The sequence below is a fragment of the Vibrio sp. 05-20-BW147 genome (genome assembly GCF_013369385.1).
GTDB classification, from domain to species: domain Bacteria; phylum Pseudomonadota; class Gammaproteobacteria; order Enterobacterales; family Vibrionaceae; genus Vibrio; species Vibrio floridensis.
This window is the reverse complement of sequence record NZ_SZTO01000002.1, coordinates 240,110-259,651: the sequence shown is the minus strand read 5'-3', so window position 1 is coordinate 259,651 and position 19,542 is coordinate 240,110. Positions and strand designations below refer to the sequence as shown.

Sequence of the window (19,542 nt, the reverse complement as noted above, 5' to 3'; positions counted from 1 at the left end):
TGCGGTATCAAAATAAAGGAGAAAGAACATGTTCGTAGTTATCTTTGGTCGTCCGGCATGCCCTTACTGTGTTCGTGCAAAAGAACACGCAGAAACTCTTAAAGCTAAACGTGATGATTTCAATTACCGTTACGTTGATATTCAAGCAGAAGGCATTTCTAAAGCCGACCTAGAGAAAACCGTAGGTAAACCTGTAGAAACAGTGCCACAAATCTTTATCGATCAACAACACATAGGTGGTTGTGACGATTTCGAAGCATACGCTAAAGAGCATCTTGGTCTGTTTGACTAGCAAGTTTCGTAAAAAACCCGCTGAATCAGCGGGTTTTTTATTGGGTTTGTTCAAAACAATCTAACTAATTAGAGATCTTAAAAAATTTCACTTATCTTTTATTGATATTTAGTTACAATCCGACTCTAACCCTGTTCCTGAACCAAACTGTTTGAGCGACAACGTGAACATAGACGTCGTACTTCTTCTTCAGCAAAATCCAATACTACTGATTTTTGTGGTATTGGCCATTGGCTTAGCCATTGGAAAAATGCGTATAGCCAACATGCAACTCGGCAACTCCATTGGCGTATTGATCACCTCATTGATCATGGGGCATCTCGGTTTCTCATTTAACGCGGAAGCCTTAACCATAGGCTTTATGCTGTTTATTTACTGTGTTGGTATTGAAGCTGGACCCAATTTTTTTGGCATCTTTTTCCGCGATGGAAAACACTACTTCACACTCAGCATGGTTGTACTGGTGACAGCGGTGTCTATCTCCTACTTCGCTAGCCACTTTATGGGGTTAGATTTCGGCCTATCTGCTGGAATGATGGCAGGCGCACTCACTGCCACTCCCGTGCTGGTAGGTGCTCAAGATGCACTAAATTCAGGGTTAGCAACGATTCCGAGAAACATGGAGTTTTCTCTGGTGCTCGAGAATCTTTCAGTTGGCTATGCTATGGCTTATTTGGTTGGTTTAATCAGTATGATTATGTTTGCCAAACTGCTACCTCGTTTACAAAAGCAAAACCTCTCTGATTCAGCGCAGCAAATTGCCCAAGAACGTGGCTTGGGAGGCTCTGGACAACGTAAGGTTTATCTACCGATTATTCGAGCTTACCGAGTGGGTCCAGAGCTAATCAACTGGACCGACGGGAAAAACCTGCGTGAGCTGGGCATCTATCGTCAGACGGGTTGTTATATTGAACGAATTCGTCGCCATGGCATCTTGGCACATCCAGACGGGGATGCCATTTTGCAAGAAGGTGATGAAATCGCTTTGGTAGGTTTTCCCGACAGCCATGCGCGACTCGATCCAAGCTTTCGTAACGGCAAAGAAGTGTTTGACCGCAATCTTCTTGACCTTCGCATCGTTGAAGAGCAGATAGTCGTTAAAAGTGATGCCATCGCCGGCAAACGACTGTCAGAACTCAATCTTTCTGAGTACGGCTGTTTCCTAAACCGAGTCATCCGTGCGCAAATTGAGATGCCGATGGATCTCGATATCGTGCTTGCGAAAGGTGATATTTTACAGGTCAGTGGAGAAAAAAGCCGTGTGCATGGTCTTGCAGAACGAATCGGCTTTATCTCGATTCACAGTCAAATTGCAGACCTACTTGCCTTCTGTAGTTTCTTTATCTTAGGCATTATGTTTGGTTTGGTGACCATGACATTTGGTCAAGTCTCTTTTAGCTTAGGTAACGCTGTCGGCCTGCTGCTTTCAGGTATTACCTTAGGATTTTTGCGAGCGAATCACCCAACATTCGGTTACGTGCCTCAAGGGGCACTCAACATGGTCAAAGATCTAGGGCTGATGATCTTTATGGTCGGTATCGGTTTAAGTGCAGGTGGAAAAATGGCAGAGCATCTGACGCAAGTTGGCCCACAAATCATTGGTATTGCGTTTTTGGTCAGTGTCGTCCCGGTCTTTTTTGCTTATTTGGTTGGGGCTTATGTGCTGAAAATGAACCGAGCACTGCTATTTGGCGCCATCATCGGTGCGAGGACATGTGCACCCGCAATGGACATTGTTAACGAGTACGCCAAATCAACGATTCCAGCATTAGGTTATGCCGGCACTTACGCGATTGCCAATATCTTAATGACCTTAGCAGGCACCATTTTGATCATACTCAGCTAACCAAACACACTCTTTGGATACAAAAAAGGCGCTTACAAGCGCCTTTTTCATTCTATTTGTCTGTTTCGTTGACGGTAGCACAACCCAGTTTGATGCTGTGCTACGGTATAGAAACTAGATAGCAATAAAATCCGTTGCAACGTCTGGGTTAACGTCTGCTTCGTAATCTACGCCATCAATGCCGAAACCAAATAGCTTCAAGAACTCTTCTTTGTACTCAACGTAGTCAGTCAGCTCTTTTAGATTCTCAGTGGTGATTTGTGGCCATAGGTTACGGCAATGCTCTTGAATATCATCGCGCAATTCCCAATCGTCGAGGCGAAGACGGTTTTTCTCGTCCACTTCTGCCGCACTGCCATCTTCTTTATACAGACGCTGGCTAAACATGCGGTAGATCTGTTCCATACAACCTTCGTGAACGCCTTCTTCACGCATCTTTTTGAAGACCATCGCGATATACAGAGGCATCACTGGAATCGCTGAACTTGCTTGAGTCACAACAGATTTAAGCACTGCAACATTTGCACTACCGCCAGTGGCAGAGAGTTTATCGTTCAGTGCAGACGCTGCGCGATCGAGATCCATTTTCGCTTTACCCAGCGCACCATCCCAGTAGATAGGCCAGGTTAATTCAGTACCGATGTAGCTGTAAGCAACGGTTTTGCAACCGTCTGCCAGCACACCCGCTTCTGCTAGCGCATTGATCCAAAGTTCCCAGTCTTCACCACCCATAACCGTTACCGTGTCTTGGATTTCCTGCTCAGTTGCAGGTTCCACACTGGCTTCAATAATGATGTCTTTGTTGGTATCAACCGCCGTTGAGGTGTAAGTTTGGCCAATAGGTTTTAGCGCTGAACGAATAAGTTCGCCCGTTTCTGGTAACTTACGAACAGGCGAAGCCAAAGAGTAAACAACCATATCCACTTGACCCAAATCTTCTTTGATTAGGTCGATTGTTTTTTGTTTTGCTTCGTTAGAAAACGCATCGCCGTTTAAGCTTTTTGCGTACAAACCTTCTTCACGAGCCAGTTTCTCAAATGCTGCGGCATTGTAAAAACCTGCGGTGCCTGGTTTCTTCTCTGAGCCTTCTTTTTCGAAGAAAACACCGATAGTGGCGGCACCACCACCGAAAGCAGCTGCAATACGAGAAGATAAGCCGTAGCCACTGGATGCACCCACAACAAGTACGCGTTTTGGTGCGTTTTTGATAGGGCCTTGTGCTTTGGTGTAAGCAATTTGTTCTTTTACATTAGCTTCACAACCCACTGGGTGCGTTGTAGTACAGATAAATCCACGAATTTTAGGTTTGATGATCATATTCAACTTCCTTTAAAAAACTGTGTAAGGATAAAAGGTTCGTCGCCTATTCGCATCTAATTTCTGTAAAAATGCGCTGAAAATGCAAGTGGTTGGAGCTCTATGCACCGATTTCTATTGCTAACCATACGAAAAAGCACCTCATTTGAGGTGCTTGGTTCGTCTCTTCACTGCGATGGTGCTACGCCGCGCTAGTTAACTTCTTTTTTTTCTCAGGCGCATTGGTAAGCGTCTTTGAGAAGTCAAAGCTGAAGTGATCCACTTGGATTGCTTGGTAACGCAGTTTATCGGCGGCCAAGATTTTATCCACTTCACTTTGCGTTAGCACATCGGCGTCTAGCGCTTGTTGCAGACGCTCAGCCAGCAAGCCTTTACGAGCCACTTTGCCATCTTTTGCCGCTTTCATCAGCTTACGCTCCAGCGGTTTGATGTCATACATCGCAAGAAACGCTTGTTCCATTAAACCAACACTGTCCTCTTTCTCTTTGCCGATATAGCAGAGATTGGTCAGTCGGTCGCGCTGCACGCCTGGGGTCATCATCGCTTCCGCAATATCCACACAGAGTTCATCACTTGGTTTAGCAAAGTGATTGCCAAGTGGGAATAGTAGCCCTTTGAGCACGCCACCGACATATTTCACCGGGAAGTTAGCATAGGCTTCGTTCAACGACTTCGCTGCGTGATGCAAGCAGTGCTGCACTGCGTAATGGACGAAGTTGAGATCCGATTGTTGACGACCTTCATCTTCATATTTTTTCAATGCCGCAGAGGCCATGTAGAGATAGCTAAGGCCATCACCCAAACGTGCAGAAATCATCTCTTTACGTTTCAGTTCACCGCCTAGCGTTAACATGGCAAAATCGGCACTGACCGCCAAGGCGCGACTCAGACGAGTCATGTCTTTATAGTAACGTTGCGTTGGGCCGCTCATTTGCGCTTTTACAAAGCGTGAGCCGGTGAGCGCTGCACCTAAGGCACCGAGCGTATTGAACGTGGCATGTTTAATGTGCTTAAACAGCAAATCGTCGAATTGTTTCGCACCTTCTTTGGCATCTGGGTTCGCTGCTGCTTCCATTTCTTTCAAAACGTAAGGATGGCATCGCGTTGCGCCTTGGCCAAAAATCATTAGGTTACGAGTGAGAATATTGGCACCTTCAACCGTAATCGCTACGGGGATACCAAGATAATGGGTCGCTAGGTAGTTCATCGGACCATCTTGAATCGCACGACCAGAGTGAATATCCATCGAGTCATCAAGAATCGTTCTCGCCATCTCCGTCATGTGATACTTAGCAATAGCGGTTACAATGCCAGGTTTTTCCTTCAGATCGAGCGATGTTGTGGTCAAAGTACGAGTGGCTTCCAATAAGTAGGTCAAACCGCCAATTCGTCCCATCGCTTCTGCAACACCTTCAAACTTACCGATCGACATGCCAAATTGTTTGCGCACATAGGCGTATGCCCCCGTTGTGCGCGTGGTCAAATGACCAATGGCTGTGCCGAGCGCAGGCAGTGAAATACCACGCCCAGCCGATAAACACTCCACCAGCATGCGCCAGCCTTTACCAGCATAATCCGCACCACCAATCAGCCAGTCCATCGGGATGAACACATCGTGGCCACGAGTTGGGCCGTTCATGAACGCCAGACCTAGAGGATCATGACGTTCACCAATCACCACACCTTCATGATTAGCTGGAATCAAAGCACAAGTGATGCCAACATCGGTTTTATCACCTAGCAGATGATCAGGGTCTTGAAGTTTAAATGCGAGACCAAGTACGGTTGCGACAGGCGCAAGAGTGATGTAACGCTTGTTCCAACTCAAACGAATACCAAGAACTTCTTTGCCTTCATGCATGCCATAGCAGACTACGCCTTGATCGGGAATACCACCGGCATCCGAGCCAGCTTCTGGACCCGTCAACGCAAAACAAGGGATGTCTGTACCATCGGCAAGACGAGGTAACCAGTAATCTTTTTGTGCCTGTGTACCATAGTGAGAAAGGAGCTCACCTGGGCCTAATGAGTTCGGTACCATAACCGTCACGGCGGTACTGATACTGCGTGTCGCAATTTTGGTTACTATGGTTGAGTTCGCCAGTGCAGAAAACTGACGGCCACCATATTTCTTCGAAATGATCAGTGAGAAAAAACGTTCTTTACGTAGGTATTCCCACACCTCTTTCGGTAGATCACGATCTTCTTTCACAATCTTATGATCATCGAGCATTGCAAGCAGTGTTTCTAGCTCGTTATCAATGAAAGCTTGCTCTTCAGCCGACAAGGTCGGTTTTGGATAATGATGCAGTTTGGAGAAATCTGGCTTCCCAGAAAACAGCTCCGCGTCCCACCAAACACTTCCCGCTTCCATTGCTTCCTTCTCTGTTTCAGACAAAGGAGGAAGTACTTTTTTGAACATTTTAAATGCTGGGTCGCTGACCCATTTTTTTCTTAGAGAGCACATAGTTCAGATCCTTTTGTTCACTTGGTGGAACCTGTTGGTCCTTGTTTGTATTTTAATAATAGCTACTCAGCGGACATGCCGGCTGAGAGATAGGGAATCAATAGATCAACGACAGATTTCACGTCGGTCTGTTGATTAAATTTACTGTCTGCAATTTCCACTAACGCTTGGCTAGAAGCCATGGTGAAAACACACGTACCTAAAGTGAAGTGCAAACGCCAGAATAGTTTTTCTTCCGTCAACGCTGGGTTGGCTTTTAGGATGGAGGCGATAAAAAGCTCCAGCACTTCGGCATAACGTGTCGTGATAAACCATCTTAGATGGCCCTGCACGTCGGTATAGCCTCGACCGATGAGAAGCATAAAAAGGCTGGTACCATTGGGCCTGACATCATTGAGCTCTCTTAGCGGCAATCGAAGCGACTCAAACACTTCATCCATCGTATAGCTCTCTTGACTATTGAGCTGAGTCAGAGATTGCTTTACCGCAGGCATCAGTGCCTCTAAGTAACGGTTAAGTACTGCACGAACTAAGGTTTTCTTATCGCCAAAATGGTAGTTCACGGACGCAAGATTAACGCCTGCTTTACCCGTTATGGTGCGCAATGACGTGTCATTAAAACCGTATTCCGCAAATAAACCTTCGGCTACATCAAGGATTTTTTCTTTTGTACTGCTTCTTGGAGCCATTTTAATCACCCGTATCAAACAACTGTTTGAAATATACGTTTGACACCATAAATTAACAAGCAATTAACATCACACTTTTCAACATTGGTCCGACCAGATGATGGTTTTATTTGTTATGTGATTGAATTTAATGATTTTTAAAATATGAATAATTTTTTTAAAATTTTTTGGAACTGTTTAGAATTGAGGCGGTCTGAATAGATGTAACAAAAAGGGCAATTTAAAGTTCTACTGGCCGTCAAACTTGTTTCTTACTTTCTGTTACGTTGCTGCTTTATCTTATTAACTCCTATGTTTGTATCTGCCCAGACCCAATTGGTACTGGGCTTTTTTTTTGCTCTTCTCGCAACTACGATGCCAAGTGGTTGTAATCCTTCTCTATGTACAGATTTATCTTCAGCCTTTAGAGCGACCAAGAAAAAGCCCCTGCATTCTAGCAGGGGCTTAAGGAAGAAAGTTGGGGAGCCGTTAGCTTACAGCTTTCTTGCTCTCAACTGCCGTTTTTGGCAGTGATGTGTGTAGTAAGAAATAACCTAGCAATGCTGCTGTCGTTGAACCCATCAAAATGCCCAAGCGAGAGTAAGTATCAAACTCTGGATTTGCACCACCAAACGCCAGCGATGAAATAAAGATCGACATGGTAAAACCGATACCACAGAGCACCGACACGGCAAAAATGTGCTTGAAGTTCACACCTTCAGGCAATTTAGCCACACCAAACTTCACCGCTGCCCAGCTAAAGGTGAATATACCCAGTGGTTTACCAACCAACAGTCCTAGTGCGATACCGAGCGGCAACATCGAAGTCAAGCCAGAAAGAGAAACCCCTTCAAGCGAGATACCAGCGTTAGCAAAAGCAAAGACAGGCAAGATAGCAAAAGCAACATATGGGTGAAGCGCATGTTCCATGTGTTTCAACGGAGAGTGTTCACCTTTTTTGCCTTGTAATGGGATAGAGAAACCAATCACTACACCGGCCAAGGTCGCATGGACACCCGATTTCAGTACCGCTACCCACAAGATAAAGCCGACAACGATATACCAAATTAACTTTGTCACATTCTTAGCGTTTAGCATGAACAAGACACCCGTCATCGCGAATCCAATCGTCAACGCCAGTGTCGACAAATCGCCACTGTAGAAGAGTGCAATAATCACAACGACGCCCAAGTCATCGATGATCGCTAATGCCAAAAGGAACACTTTAAGACTGACAGGAACGCGCTTACCTAGCAGCGCCATGATACCCAAAGCAAATGCAATATCGGTCGCTGCTGGAATTGCCCAACCTTTAATCGCTTCCGGATCATTGCCATTAAACGCAACATAGATAAGCGCTGGTGCCAACATACCACCCACGGCGGCAATCGCTGGGAAGATCGCAGTTTCACGCGATTTCAATGCACCTTCTAATAATTCACGCTTAACTTCCAAGCCGATAAGCAAGAAGAAAATTGCCATTAGGCCATCATTTATCCAGTGAGATACTGACATGCCAAATACATAAGTATGCAAAATCGCTTGATAACTTTCATTGAGAGGCGAGTTTGCAATCACCATTGCGATCGCGGCAGCGATCACAAGCAAAATACCGCCAGCAGATTCCATTTTAAAAAAGTCACGAAGGACATCGTTCATGATTTCACCCTTTTATTTATAATCGTAATCAACGAACTTCAAAGAATGTCAGCAGTGTATAGATAACCATTTTGTAGGAATAATCGCTTGTTTAGATGTTTAACTTCGGTTTTTCCGACAAAAACCTATTATCACGTCGTTGTATTACAGATGTTTTATGTTTCAAGCCATTGAAAAGATTATAGCGGCAACGTTGCACACATGTTAGCCAAACGCGTTATTATTCACAAATCGTAACAGATAAAACAAAAGGCCCAATCGGACCTTTTGTTTTAATAACCAGTTAATTGCATGAAACCGTGACCCGATTTGCTCCCCGACACTTCTATCGGCCCTTCCCAATATGGAATCAAGAATGGAAGCCACATTTCTGCGTAGAGCGCTTTCGTCTGCACGTAAATATCCTGACTAGGGACTTCTATTGCCCACTGCAAAGGCACGCGTCTACCATCTGTCAACGTGGTGTATAAAATCGGATAAATGGTTACTTCTTTTTCCGTCAAAGGAATCACTTTTCCAGACGTAGTAGATAATGTGCCAAAAATATAGGGTAGCCTACTTCGATGGCGGTAACGGCTCACACTTAACGCTTTATCGTTGTCCAGTTGCAACGTGAACCAGTCCCAGCCTTGCTGCCCTTCACCGAACAAGTTACTGCCCCACTCTTTTTGCAGCCATGCTTGCCCAGCAACCTCAATTCTGCGTCCATCAAGAGAAAGTATCCCTTTCACATCCAAGAAGGGAGCACTCACACTAAAAGAGGCAACGGATTCTAAGTCATGTTTAATCTGGTAGCCTTTATCACCATTTAACACAAATGGTCCACCGGTCCTTGTTGCTAACTCAATTGAAAAATCATCGGTATCCACACTTAAGCTTCCCGGAAATGGAGTGCTCCCCAACGCTCTCCACGACCAGTTATCGATCCACATTCGGAAAGGTTTATTCGTGGAACCCGCTTGTCCAATACCACCGCGAGCCACTCTTTGCTCAAACACAATATTTTTGGGGTCGGTAAGAACAATGTTTGCGAGATAAAGTTGTGGGTTTTGCCAACCACTGACTTCTCTTTCATCGGTAGCAATACGGAACATGCTGAACTGAACAGTATAAACTTGTTCTTGTGCGTCTTTTAGCGTAGCGAAATAGTGCCACCATTCATGTTGGTACTGCTCGTGAAACTTAAAATCATCCGGCAAAGTCACTTTTTTATTCGGCAAAACTGGCTCAAATATGGTTTTGTCTTGAATGCCTAATGAGGTTTTCAAATGATAATCTTGACCCTTATTGTCGCCAGGTTTTGACCAATACCAGCCTAGAAAGGCCGTACTGATTGCCACCACGATGAAGATGGCAATCAGTACTGCATTCTTTGATTGCACGGCATGTGATTTCATTTAAAACGAATCCCTTAGCGATTTCATTGGTGTGTTTTTGATTAAGCGCAACACGGGTAACGCACCTGCCAGCATAATCGCAATCATTGCCCACAGAATGGTTTGGCCGTATTCAAACACATCGATCTGCAGTTGCAAAGACCAACCAAAAGATTGCTTGATGACAATATCAACCACTAACGTCGCTAAAGCCATGCCTAGAGGCACCGCAATCAAAGCAGAAATTACACCAAAAACAAACAACTGTAGGCCACCCAAAACGATCAGTTCTTTGCCCGATACACCCAAGCAACGTAAAATTGAAATATTTTTCTGACGGCTCATTTCGCCAGCTAGTGTAGCAAAGAAGAGGCCAAAGACCGCAATCACGAGTGTAATGTTGCCCAAGGTGTCGGCAATCGCGAACGTGTGATCAAAGACTCTCATCGCTTGACTATAGATATTGTTATTATCAAACACTCGTTCAGACGTCAGTCTAAAGATGTTTTCTAGACGATGCTTGAGACCTTCACCATTCACGTTTTCTTTTAACAACACACCTAAACCAACGTTGCCCGTACCAGCAAAGGCATAAAGCCAGTTCCGATGAGATAAAAGCACTTGATTGTAGGGGTTACCATAGTCGTAATAAACGCCAACCACATGCCAGCCTCCCCCAAGAGGGGCAGCAAGATCAAGATAATCGCCGGGTCGGATATCGAGTTTTAAAGCCATCGATTCACTGATCATGACGCTTTTACTATGATGTAAGTGATACCAATAGTTGGGTACGCCCAGCTTCACCGTAAGCGCTTCCAACTCGCCATCACTTGGTCCTGTGCTGACCACTTGAACAACGTTACGCTCCCCTGCCAGCTCTTTCTCCCAGCGCCACCACACTTCATCCACTTCTGGCTGAGCTTCCAACCAATGACTTAAACGTGCGGCGGAATTGTTAGTGGGGTAAATATAGAGATCAGCTGCGAGACGCTGTGTTAACCATTTGTCCGTGGTATCTCGGAAGCTGCCCACCATGGTTTCAACACCAATATTGGCAGCCAACGCCAACATGAATGCCATCATAGCGACCCCACGATAACTCATACTGGCAGCCATATCGGCGAAAAACCAACGTAAATTCACCCAGCGCAAAGTATAAGAAAAGCTGTTAAATACCTTCCACATTAAAAAAGGCGTGAACAACGCCACACTCATCAGCATTAGTGCAATGATTGTAAAACCTGATTCTGGTGTTTTAGGCGCCTGATACACCGCAATGGCTGCCACACTGAATCCACAGGCAGCGAGCGCCTGCCAGGCAAATTCACGACCAGCAAATCTCACCAGAGAAAGCTTGGAAGAGAGTCGTATCGGTGGCGATTTTAGCAGGCGAATTAACGGCCAAAGGCAGGAAATTAACGCTCCCAAAACCGCCAGCAACAAGCTGTATAAACTCGATTCCCAACTCCAACCGATCGAAAGGCCAACGTTGGCATCGTACAAATCCCCTAAACTAGCCGATACAGCCGGAATCAGTTCATTGGCGAGGACGAGACCCAATAAATTGCCACATCCCCACGCGACTAAAACGAGAATGGCGAGTTCAAGCAACAGTGCTTTTGCCAACTGCATACCTGTCACACCCGTTTGGCGCAAAATTCCCACAAGCGGCTGGCGTTGGATCAATGACAAAGACATGGCTTGATAGAAGATAAATAGCCCGACCAGAAATGACAACATGCCCATTGCCGTGAGGTTTAGGTGAAACGCTTTGGTTAACGACTCCAATTCATCTTGGCTGTTGCGTACTAAGGTCAAGCCATTCGGCAGGTAGCGTTTCAAATGTTCTAGCTTCTCTGGCGGCATTTCTGCGCAAGCGATGACAGAGAGGCCGGAGCTACGCTTTAGCATCCTCAGCAATGAGATATCTGCAACCATACGACTGCCATTTAGACGCTGATCTCGATCGACCTTCAATGGCCCCAATTGGCTTCCATCGTCTAACGCAATAAAGTCGCCATCTTGCCAAGCCATATGTTTCGCTAAATCTTGGCTGATCAAAATCGGGTATGGCGGATTCATTAACGCCAGTGAGGTGGCGCGATTTAAAGAGGTTTCTTTCTCCAACTGCAACATGGCAACAGGATCCATACCTATCAACGTTAGACCCATCCCATCTGCCGTTTTGATCTGGTGCATGTCGAAAGGTGTGCATTGCTGGAAGCCAGCTCGGCGTAATTGAATATAGAAACCTTGTGGAATTTTATTGGCGCTGTGCTTTGGGCGGATGCGGTACGGCAAAGGGTTATTGAAGAGTTTTTCACCGTTTTGATAGCTTTCTTGCGCATGATGATTGATGGCTGTCACACCAACCAATAAAGACACGCCTAACGTGAGGCCAAGCCACACCAATAATATTTGTAGCGGGTAACGTCTGTAGTGACCAAGTAGCGCCTTAACTACGGGCCATAACATGCAGTTGCCCCCCTTGCAGGCGAATCATCCCTTCCATGTGTTTGGCCACTTTTTCACTGTGTGTTACCAACAACAAGGTGCAGTCTAGCTGACGGGTAAGCGAGGTGAGTAAGCGCATCACTGCTTCGGCATTGCGTTCATCAAGGCTACCAGTGGGTTCATCCGCCAACAGCAATTTGGGTTCCATATACAACGCTCGAGCAATGGCCGCTCTCTGCTGTTGTCCCCCAGACACTTCTTCCGGATAACGCCCAAGAAGCGGCATGAGATCCAAAGCCGATAAAATTTGACGCCACAATCCCTTATCATCAGGAAGGCCCTTTAATTGGCGGCAAAAACGAATATTGTCGGCAATATTGAGTGTAGGTAACAGGTTGAATTGCTGGAAGATATGGCCAATATTATTTCGGCGGTAGGCAGTTCGAAGATGCTCTGGAGCATCGTTCATAGCAAATCCCGGAAACATGATTTCGCCAGAATCAACAATGTCGAGGCCGGAAATCAAGTTCAACAAAGTGCTTTTGCCAGAGCCACTTTCCCCCATCAAAGCAAGTTGTTCCCCTTGCTTTAGGGACAATTCAGCACCTTGTAGTACGGGATGAAACTCGCCTCCATCCACATAGCCTTTACATAGGTCTGAAAGTTGTAGCATTGATCGAATCACTTTGTTGCTTTGAGAAATTGGAACAAGAATCTACACTAAAAACCTGATAACCGGAAGTATTTTGAGCCCTACATCACGCTATTTCGGGTTTCCTTTGCCTTGAATCAAAAGCTCTCCTTTTTAAATCACTTACCGACAAAATAGACAGCAAGCGCTTGAGTCGACAATGAAAATGCGACAACATGAAAATATTCAGACAGGAGCATTACTCGTTAAGGAAAACGGAATGAAAAAAGTGCTGGTGTTAGGGGCCTCTGGCTACGTGGGTTCACAGTTGATCCCGCAGCTTCTTGAGCAAGGTTATCAGGTCACGGCGGCGGCAAGGCACATAGATCATTTGCGAGCGCGAGTGCTGCCCCACCCTTCTCTGAACTTTCACTACCTGGATCTGGCCGATCAAGAACAAACCCAGGCACTGATCCCCCAATTTGAGCTCATTTACTTCCTTGTCCACGGCATGGCCCATGGACACGACTTTGTCGACTACGAGTTATCGCTTGCCGATCATTTCTATCAAGCACTTGTGGACAGCGATGTTAAGCACGTTATTTATCTCAGTGCCATCCAACCGCAATCGGGCTGCTCGCAGCATTTACTGGCGAGAAAAATGACTGGGGATGTGATTCGTAAAGCCAATATCCCCGTCACCGAGCTACGCGCGGGCGTCATTATCGGCCCCGGCTCTGCGGCTTTCGAAATTATGCGCGATTTTGTTTACCACTTACCCATTCTGATCACGCCCAAATGGGTCGACTCAAAAGCCAATCCGATAGCACTCGACAATTTGAATCATTACTTGTTGCGTCTAGCGGAGGAAACACCAGAGCAGCATCACACTTACGAAGTCGGTGGACCCGATACCCTCTCCTACCGAGATCAATTTCGCACCATTTGCCAAGTCACCAAGATCCCGTTCCGCTTGGTCAGCTCTGCGTTACTCACGCCGAGGCTTGCCTCTCATTGGCTTGGGCTAATCACTTCGGTGCCCTCCAATATCGGCAAAGCCCTTTTGGCAGGCTTAGAGCACGACTACATTGCTAACTCCCAAGCAATACGAGAAAAATACCCTCAACCACTGATTCGTTACCAAGAGGCTGTGGCTCAAGCGGTTGAAAATGAAGGTACTTTCGTGAGGAGCAATGTTTGGGGATTTGATCCAACCGCACTTCAACGTTGGCAGCCAGGCTACGGTTACTACGCCAAACAGGCAGGAGCAAGCATTCGCACCCAAGCAAGCACAGAGTCACTTTGGACATGGGTGCAAAAAATTGGCAGCCGTGAAGAGGGGTACTTTTTCGCCGATATCTTATGGCGCACCCGCGAATGGCTCGATGTGCTATTTGGCGGCTCTCGGCCTGTTCGCCGCTCTCCAGCCGGCCCTGAGCTAAAAGTGGGCGACTATATCGATTCTTGGAAAGTGATTCGCTGTGAAAAGCAGCAATTTCTTTCGCTGTTTTTCGGCATGAAGGGGCCAGGCTTAGGTCGACTCGAGTTTACCATCCACGATCATGGCCATTATCGGGAGCTCAATGTCACCGCGTGGTGGCATCCACAAGGTTTTCCGGGCCTACTTTACTGGTTCGCCATGATGCCTGCTCACCTGTTTATTTTTAATGGCATGGTGAAAGCGATCGTAAAAAAGGCGCTAAACCATTAGCGCCTTCTCTGAAGTGTCTGCCTAACCACTAGCAAGTAAAGCTCAGCGGGATCTCCGCCAATTGGTTACCGAGGTTGCTCGGGAACACCAAATATTCACCATGATATTTGACGTTAGATTTATAGTCCGTCACCTTGTGAACCATAAACCCAGCCGCGCTCGCTTTCTCAACGAAACCGGCATGGTGACCGCGAACAAACCAGCTCATCGGTTTCACTAATAGCTCGCCGTCAAAACAGTTTTCGCACTGCTGCGCGCACAGTGCCAAAGAGTTCTGTCCTTCCGTGAAAATCTGCACTTTGCCACAGCCGACAATCGGATCTGAAGTCGACACTTCCCAGCCCGCGTTTTCCATTTCATCGAGAAAAGCTTCGATCTGTTTGTCGGTAATCGCTTTTGGTGCGCCCTCTTGGGCAAAGAACGAAGCATAAAACGCAGAAATACGTTGGAACGTTGGCAACAGCGCCGCGTCATTTCCTTTCGATCGTCCTGCTTTTTGCCAGCGAGTTAAGTCCGCGACAACACAACGGTCGAAACGCTGACCTTTCAGCGCTTTGGTCACCCAACGTACCAAAAAGTGGTTGTTGGCAATCGGTGCGTCGACCAATTTGCCCGATTGATGTTCCGCAGCCAGCTCAGCGAGTGCGGTATTCACTAAGCGCTGAATTTCACTTGTGTAGTTCGACATTATGCTTTTCGTCCGAAAATCCAATAAAACAGTGCTGAAAGCACAGAGCACGCAGACATCACTAGCACCATAGGCCAAGTCACTCCTGATGGCAGTATCGCAACCAAAGCACCAACTAGAGAGCCAGTGCCAAAACGCAATGTACCCGCCAGAGAAGACGCCGTCCCTGCCATATTAGGGTAGCCAGAAAGCAATAGCGCCATTGCGTTACTGCCGATGGTAGAAAGTGTGCCGATAAATAGAACCACGAATGGTACCGTGCCCCATAGCCCAAGGTCTAGTAGCCAACTGACAAATAGACCAAGACCGGCGATCAATTGAACAGTCAAACCCAAACGCAACATGAAATGCGACCCCACTTTCTTCACCATTCGGCCATTTAGGCTGGTCATGATGATCATCGCAACGATGTTCAAGCCAAACAAATAGCCAAACTGATCGGGTGAAATACCATAAATATCAATATAGACAAACGAGCCTGCGGTTAAAAAAGCAAACATTCCGGAGAAAGAGAACGCGCCAGACAGAATCAACCCCATCGCTGTTTTGTTACAGCATAACTTTAAGTAGTTACGCATGGTCGTTTTGAAGCGCAGTGGCTGTCGGTTTTCTACCTTGAGTGTTTCTGGTATTTGCCACCAGACAAGGGCGATCACGATAACGGCAAAAAACGCCAGCACCCAGAAAATTGAACGCCAGCCAAACCAAATGGCTAGGTGCCCACCGATCATTGGCGCGACAAGGGGTGCAATAGTGATCACCAATGTGACGAACGACATCGCACGCGCAAAGTCCTCGCGATCAAACATATCGCGAACCACGGCTTGAATGATCACCGCAGCCGCGGCACCCGCAAAGCCTTGCGCGGTGCGTACATACGTTAACGCATCAATGCCATTGGTCGTGGCACTGACCACCGCCGCTAGGCCAAAAAAGAGCACCCCAAGCAACAAAACCGGACGTCGACCAAAACTGTCTGCCAGTGGACCATGAATCAGCTGGCCGAGCGCAAAACCTGCGGTATAAGCGGTTAAAGTAAACTGCACCGCACCGGCATCGACGCCCAAATCGCGTGCTATGGTCGGCATCGCTGGTAGATACATGTCGATGGCCAAGGGTGTCAACGCACCGATGGCACCGAGTACAGCAAACAAAAAGAGACTAATTTGTGATTGGCTAACGGCTTGAGATTGATTGGTCATTAATGCTCCGTTTTGGTTGCGATTGCGTCGCAACACTCCGGTCGCAATACAATCTCGTTGCCCATGTTCCACAACAGTTTGCCAAACGTTGGCCGTTGTCCTTTCTGCTAGAAATTCTGGGAGGGAAATGATGGCGTGATGCCATAGCAGCCTGCGTGAAGAGGTTAAAGAAATGTCAGCAGGCTGAACTATTGTGATACAGATTAGGCAGAAACACTAGTTCCGTATAGGAACTAAATCATTTCCAAACAGAGTCTATTTCTTCCTGAGTGAGGTAACGGTATTCTCCCGGCTCAAGACTTTCATCCAGTTCGATCGCGCCAATACGCTCACGATGTAATTGCTCAACTTTGTTACCCAATGCCGCGAACATGCGTTTCACTTGATGGTATTTGCCCTCATGGATAGTCAGCAGCACTTCGTTTTCATCCGCATTGACGATGGTCATCTGCGCTGGAAGCGTTAGCTCCTTTTCGTTACGCAATTGTACGCCTTCGGCCAGTTTTTCTGCATAATCACTGCCAATCGGGTCCGCCAACCAAACACGGTAAGTTTTGTCGCATTTATGCTTAGGCGAAGTAATACGGTGTGACCACTTACCGTCGTCGGTGATCAACACCAAGCCCGTGGTATCCACATCCAAACGACCTGCAAAATGAAGCTCATCCATTTTTACTTCGTCTAATAAAACAAACGCAGTGTGGTTAAAACCATCTTCATGCGAGCAGACAAAACCTTCAGGCTTGTAAAGCATAATGTAACGCGGTCCTTGCATAGCCAGCTCGCGCCCTTGCCATTCAACCACACACTCTTCCGTTACTTTTACCGCACCGCTTTTTTGCACTTGTTCGTTAACAGTCACTTCACCACTTTTTAGAATCTTAGTGGCCTCTTTTCGCGTCGCGCCAAGCGCATCGCAAAGAAATTTATCTAAACGCATGAATACCTCATCTGGTTAAGGTCGGGTATTATAGCGAGCTCACAAAGAATAGTTGAGTGATTTCATCGTTTCCATGTACACCCTCAGACCTTATCAAGCCGACTCAGTCAAAGCCGTTGTGCATTATTTTCGCCGCCATTCCACGCCGGCAGTCATTGTACTGCCAACTGGGGCGGGCAAAAGTTTAGTGATTGCCGAATTGGCACGATTGGCGAAAGGACGCGTATTGGTGCTGGCACATGTAAAAGAGCTGGTTGAACAAAATCACGCGAAATATGAGGGATATGGCTTACAAGGTTCGATTTTTTCGGCAGGATTAGGACGAAAGGAAACCCAACATCAGGTGGTTTTCGCCTCTGTCCAATCGGTCGTCCGAAACTTAGAGCAGTTTCGTAATCAATTCTCTCTGCTGGTAATCGATGAATGCCACCGAGTACCGGAAGAAAAAAGCAGCAGCTATCAAAAAGTCATTAGCCATTTAACGGAACTCAATCCGGGGATCAAAATCCTCGGCCTAACGGCCACGCCTTATCGCTTAGGCATCGGCTGGATTTACCAGTATCACACTCGCGGCCAAGTTCGCAGTGAAGACGCGCGATTTTTCCGCGATTGTATTTTTGAATTACCCATTCGCTATTTGCTCGATGAAGGCTTTCTTACCCCAGCCAGAATGATGGACGCCCCCGTCTTGGCGTATGATTTTTCACAGTTGAAACCCGCTAACACAGGCCGCTATAAAGAAGCAGAGCTGGATATGGTGATCGATAAAGCCAAGCGTGCGACACCGCAGATCGTTGAGCAAATCCTTCATCTCGCCCAAACCAAGCAGGGTGTGATGATTTTTGCAGCCACGGTGCGTCATGCCCAAGAGATCCACGGCTTATTGCCCGTAGATGACAGCGCTATCGTCATTGGTGACACGCCGACACCAGAACGAGATGAGATCATCCGTCGCTTCAAAGCGCGTGAAATCAAGTTTTTGGTCAACGTCTCGGTGCTCACAACCGGTTTTGATGCGCCCCATGTTGATCTGATTGCGATTCTGCGCCCTACCGAGTCCATCAGCCTTTATCAACAAATTGTAGGGCGTGGTTTGAGGCTCTCCCCCGGCAAAGAAGAATGTTTAGTGCTCGACTACGCGGGCAACAGCTATGACCTTTATCAACCAGAAGTCGGCGATCCCAAACCAGACTCAAACAGTGAGATCATCACCATTCCCTGCCCTGCTTGCGGCTTTAATAACAACTTTTGGGGCAAGCTCGACAGCAATGGCTTTTTGTTAGAGCACTTTGGCCGACGCTGCCAAGGGTATTTCACTGACGAAGAGAGTGGAGAGCGAGAGCATTGTGGTTATCGCTTTCGCGCTAAATATTGCGGTGAATGTGGCGCTGATAATGACATTGCAGCGCGCATCTGCCACGAATGCGATGCCACTTTAGTGGACCCAGATAAAAAGCTCAAAGAGGCGTTAAATCTCAAAGATGCGTTAGTGTTTGAATGCCTTGAGATGGTGTTGAGTGTGCATAAAAATCCTGAAGGCAAATCGCAGCTAAAAGTCAGCTATCTCGGCGATAATCAAGCCCAAGTGCATGAATTTTGGCCTTTAACCACCGCCAAACAGAAATTGCTGTTTAAGAATCAGTTTGTGCGACCTCACTTGGCAGACAAACATCGTCCTTTCGAAGAGGCCTCGCCAACCAAAGTTGTGGCTCACCAGCATCGATTCCGACCGCCACAATTTGTCATCGCCCGTAAAAGTGGCCGTTTTTGGAAGATGCGCGATAAAATTTTCGAAGATGAACTGCAAGAGCGCTAGCCTGATTCGGAGAGACAAGGTTCACTTTCGATTCATCTTTATTCATTTATACTCGGCTCACACTCTTTACCAAGGTAAGAACATGTTAAATAGTAAGCTCACTTGCGCTCTTTTATTCTCTTCTCTCCTTGTTGCGCCCGCCATAGCGCAAAACCTTGAGCAAGATGGCCACAGACTTGTACAGGACGTCTACAAAGAAGGCACGGCAATCGAGTTTGATGAAGATCAGAACGAAGTATACCAAGCTGTGCAGCAAGGGTTGATCAAGCCTTTTTCTGAACTTTATTCTACCGTCGACAAACAACTCAATGGTCGCCTGATCAAAGTCGAGTTAGAAGAAGATGATGACGAATGGATCTATGAGTTAAAATTGGTCCATGATAATCACATCATCAAAGTGGAGTACAACGCCACCACCTTGGAACTCATTGAGATAAAAGGTCGAAATTTACACGACGTCATCAAGAAATAGAGA

Annotated in this window: 15 protein-coding genes; 5 read left to right on the top strand and 10 right to left on the bottom strand. The window is 46.7% G+C overall.

Annotation, left to right across the window (positions count from 1 at the left end; all coding sequences use genetic code 11):
* Positions 1 to 28 precede the first annotated feature (28 nt).
* Both FC652_RS02485 and FC652_RS02480 read left to right on the top strand, forming a co-directional pair.
* Positions 29 to 292 (top strand): GrxA family glutaredoxin, encoded by a 264-nt coding sequence (locus FC652_RS02485; RefSeq protein ID WP_011080656.1) that lies wholly within the window; start codon positions 29 to 31, stop codon positions 290 to 292.
* A 163-nt stretch (positions 293 to 455) separates the two neighbouring features.
* Positions 456 to 2,138: an aspartate:alanine antiporter gene (locus tag FC652_RS02480; protein WP_176297348.1), complete on the top strand. Its 1,683-nt coding sequence runs from the start codon at positions 456 to 458 to the stop codon at positions 2,136 to 2,138.
* Positions 2,139 to 2,252: 114 nt separating this feature from the next.
* Here FC652_RS02480 and fabV read toward each other — a convergent pair whose 3' ends face one another.
* The 7 genes from fabV to FC652_RS02445 all read right to left on the bottom strand — a co-directional run bounded on the left by fabV (position 2,253) and on the right by FC652_RS02445 (position 12,752).
* The gene (gene fabV, locus FC652_RS02475) at positions 2,253 to 3,455 is read right to left on the bottom strand and encodes an enoyl-ACP reductase FabV (protein ID WP_011080658.1); all 1,203 of its coding nucleotides are present in this window, start codon (positions 3,453 to 3,455) and stop codon (positions 2,253 to 2,255) included.
* A 181-nt stretch (positions 3,456 to 3,636) separates the two neighbouring features.
* Entirely contained in the window at positions 3,637 to 5,922 is a 2,286-nt protein-coding gene (locus FC652_RS02470) for an acyl-CoA dehydrogenase (RefSeq protein ID WP_176297347.1), read from the bottom strand.
* A 62-nt stretch (positions 5,923 to 5,984) separates the two neighbouring features.
* Complete coding sequence (locus FC652_RS02465; RefSeq protein WP_011080660.1) at positions 5,985 to 6,611, bottom strand: TetR/AcrR family transcriptional regulator; 627 nt, start codon at positions 6,609 to 6,611, stop codon at positions 5,985 to 5,987.
* 468 nt (positions 6,612 to 7,079) lie between these two features.
* A complete protein-coding gene (gene nhaA, locus FC652_RS02460; protein WP_176297346.1) occupies positions 7,080 to 8,249 on the bottom strand; it encodes a Na+/H+ antiporter NhaA in 1,170 nt (389 codons plus the stop codon).
* Positions 8,250 to 8,521: 272 nt separating this feature from the next.
* Positions 8,522 to 9,646 (bottom strand): lipocalin-like domain-containing protein, encoded by a 1,125-nt coding sequence (locus FC652_RS02455; RefSeq protein WP_176297345.1) that lies wholly within the window; start codon positions 9,644 to 9,646, stop codon positions 8,522 to 8,524.
* Positions 9,647 to 12,100: an ABC transporter permease gene (locus FC652_RS02450; RefSeq protein WP_176297344.1), complete on the bottom strand. Its 2,454-nt coding sequence runs from the start codon at positions 12,098 to 12,100 to the stop codon at positions 9,647 to 9,649.
* Positions 12,081 to 12,752: an ABC transporter ATP-binding protein gene (locus tag FC652_RS02445; protein WP_013571971.1), complete on the bottom strand. Its 672-nt coding sequence runs from the start codon at positions 12,750 to 12,752 to the stop codon at positions 12,081 to 12,083. Before FC652_RS02445 ends, FC652_RS02450 begins: the two co-directional genes overlap by 20 nt.
* 178 nt (positions 12,753 to 12,930) lie before the next feature.
* On the opposite strand from FC652_RS02445, the gene FC652_RS02440 reads away from it, so the two are divergent.
* Positions 12,931 to 14,421 (top strand): DUF2867 domain-containing protein, encoded by a 1,491-nt coding sequence (locus tag FC652_RS02440; protein WP_176297343.1) that lies wholly within the window; start codon positions 12,931 to 12,933, stop codon positions 14,419 to 14,421.
* A 28-nt stretch (positions 14,422 to 14,449) separates the two neighbouring features.
* Here FC652_RS02440 and FC652_RS02435 read toward each other — a convergent pair whose 3' ends face one another.
* From FC652_RS02435 to rsuA, 3 genes are all read right to left on the bottom strand, one after another.
* Positions 14,450 to 15,109: a DUF2913 family protein gene (locus FC652_RS02435; RefSeq protein ID WP_017422197.1), complete on the bottom strand. Its 660-nt coding sequence runs from the start codon at positions 15,107 to 15,109 to the stop codon at positions 14,450 to 14,452.
* Positions 15,109 to 16,311: a Bcr/CflA family multidrug efflux MFS transporter gene (locus tag FC652_RS02430; protein WP_013571975.1), complete on the bottom strand. Its 1,203-nt coding sequence runs from the start codon at positions 16,309 to 16,311 to the stop codon at positions 15,109 to 15,111. The genes FC652_RS02435 and FC652_RS02430 overlap by 1 nt, the downstream gene beginning before the upstream one ends.
* A gap of 238 nt (positions 16,312 to 16,549) precedes the next feature.
* Positions 16,550 to 17,251 (bottom strand): 16S rRNA pseudouridine(516) synthase RsuA, encoded by a 702-nt coding sequence (gene rsuA / locus FC652_RS02425; protein WP_011080669.1) that lies wholly within the window; start codon positions 17,249 to 17,251, stop codon positions 16,550 to 16,552.
* Between the two features lie 73 nt (positions 17,252 to 17,324).
* On the opposite strand from rsuA, the gene FC652_RS02420 reads away from it, so the two are divergent.
* On the top strand, positions 17,325 to 19,067 hold the full coding sequence (locus FC652_RS02420; protein ID WP_045597821.1) for a DEAD/DEAH box helicase: 1,743 nt from the start codon (positions 17,325 to 17,327) through the stop codon (positions 19,065 to 19,067).
* Positions 19,068 to 19,149: 82 nt separating this feature from the next.
* Complete coding sequence (locus FC652_RS02415) at positions 19,150 to 19,539, top strand: PepSY domain-containing protein (protein WP_176297342.1); 390 nt, start codon at positions 19,150 to 19,152, stop codon at positions 19,537 to 19,539.
* The last annotated feature ends 3 nt before the right edge of the window (positions 19,540 to 19,542 follow it).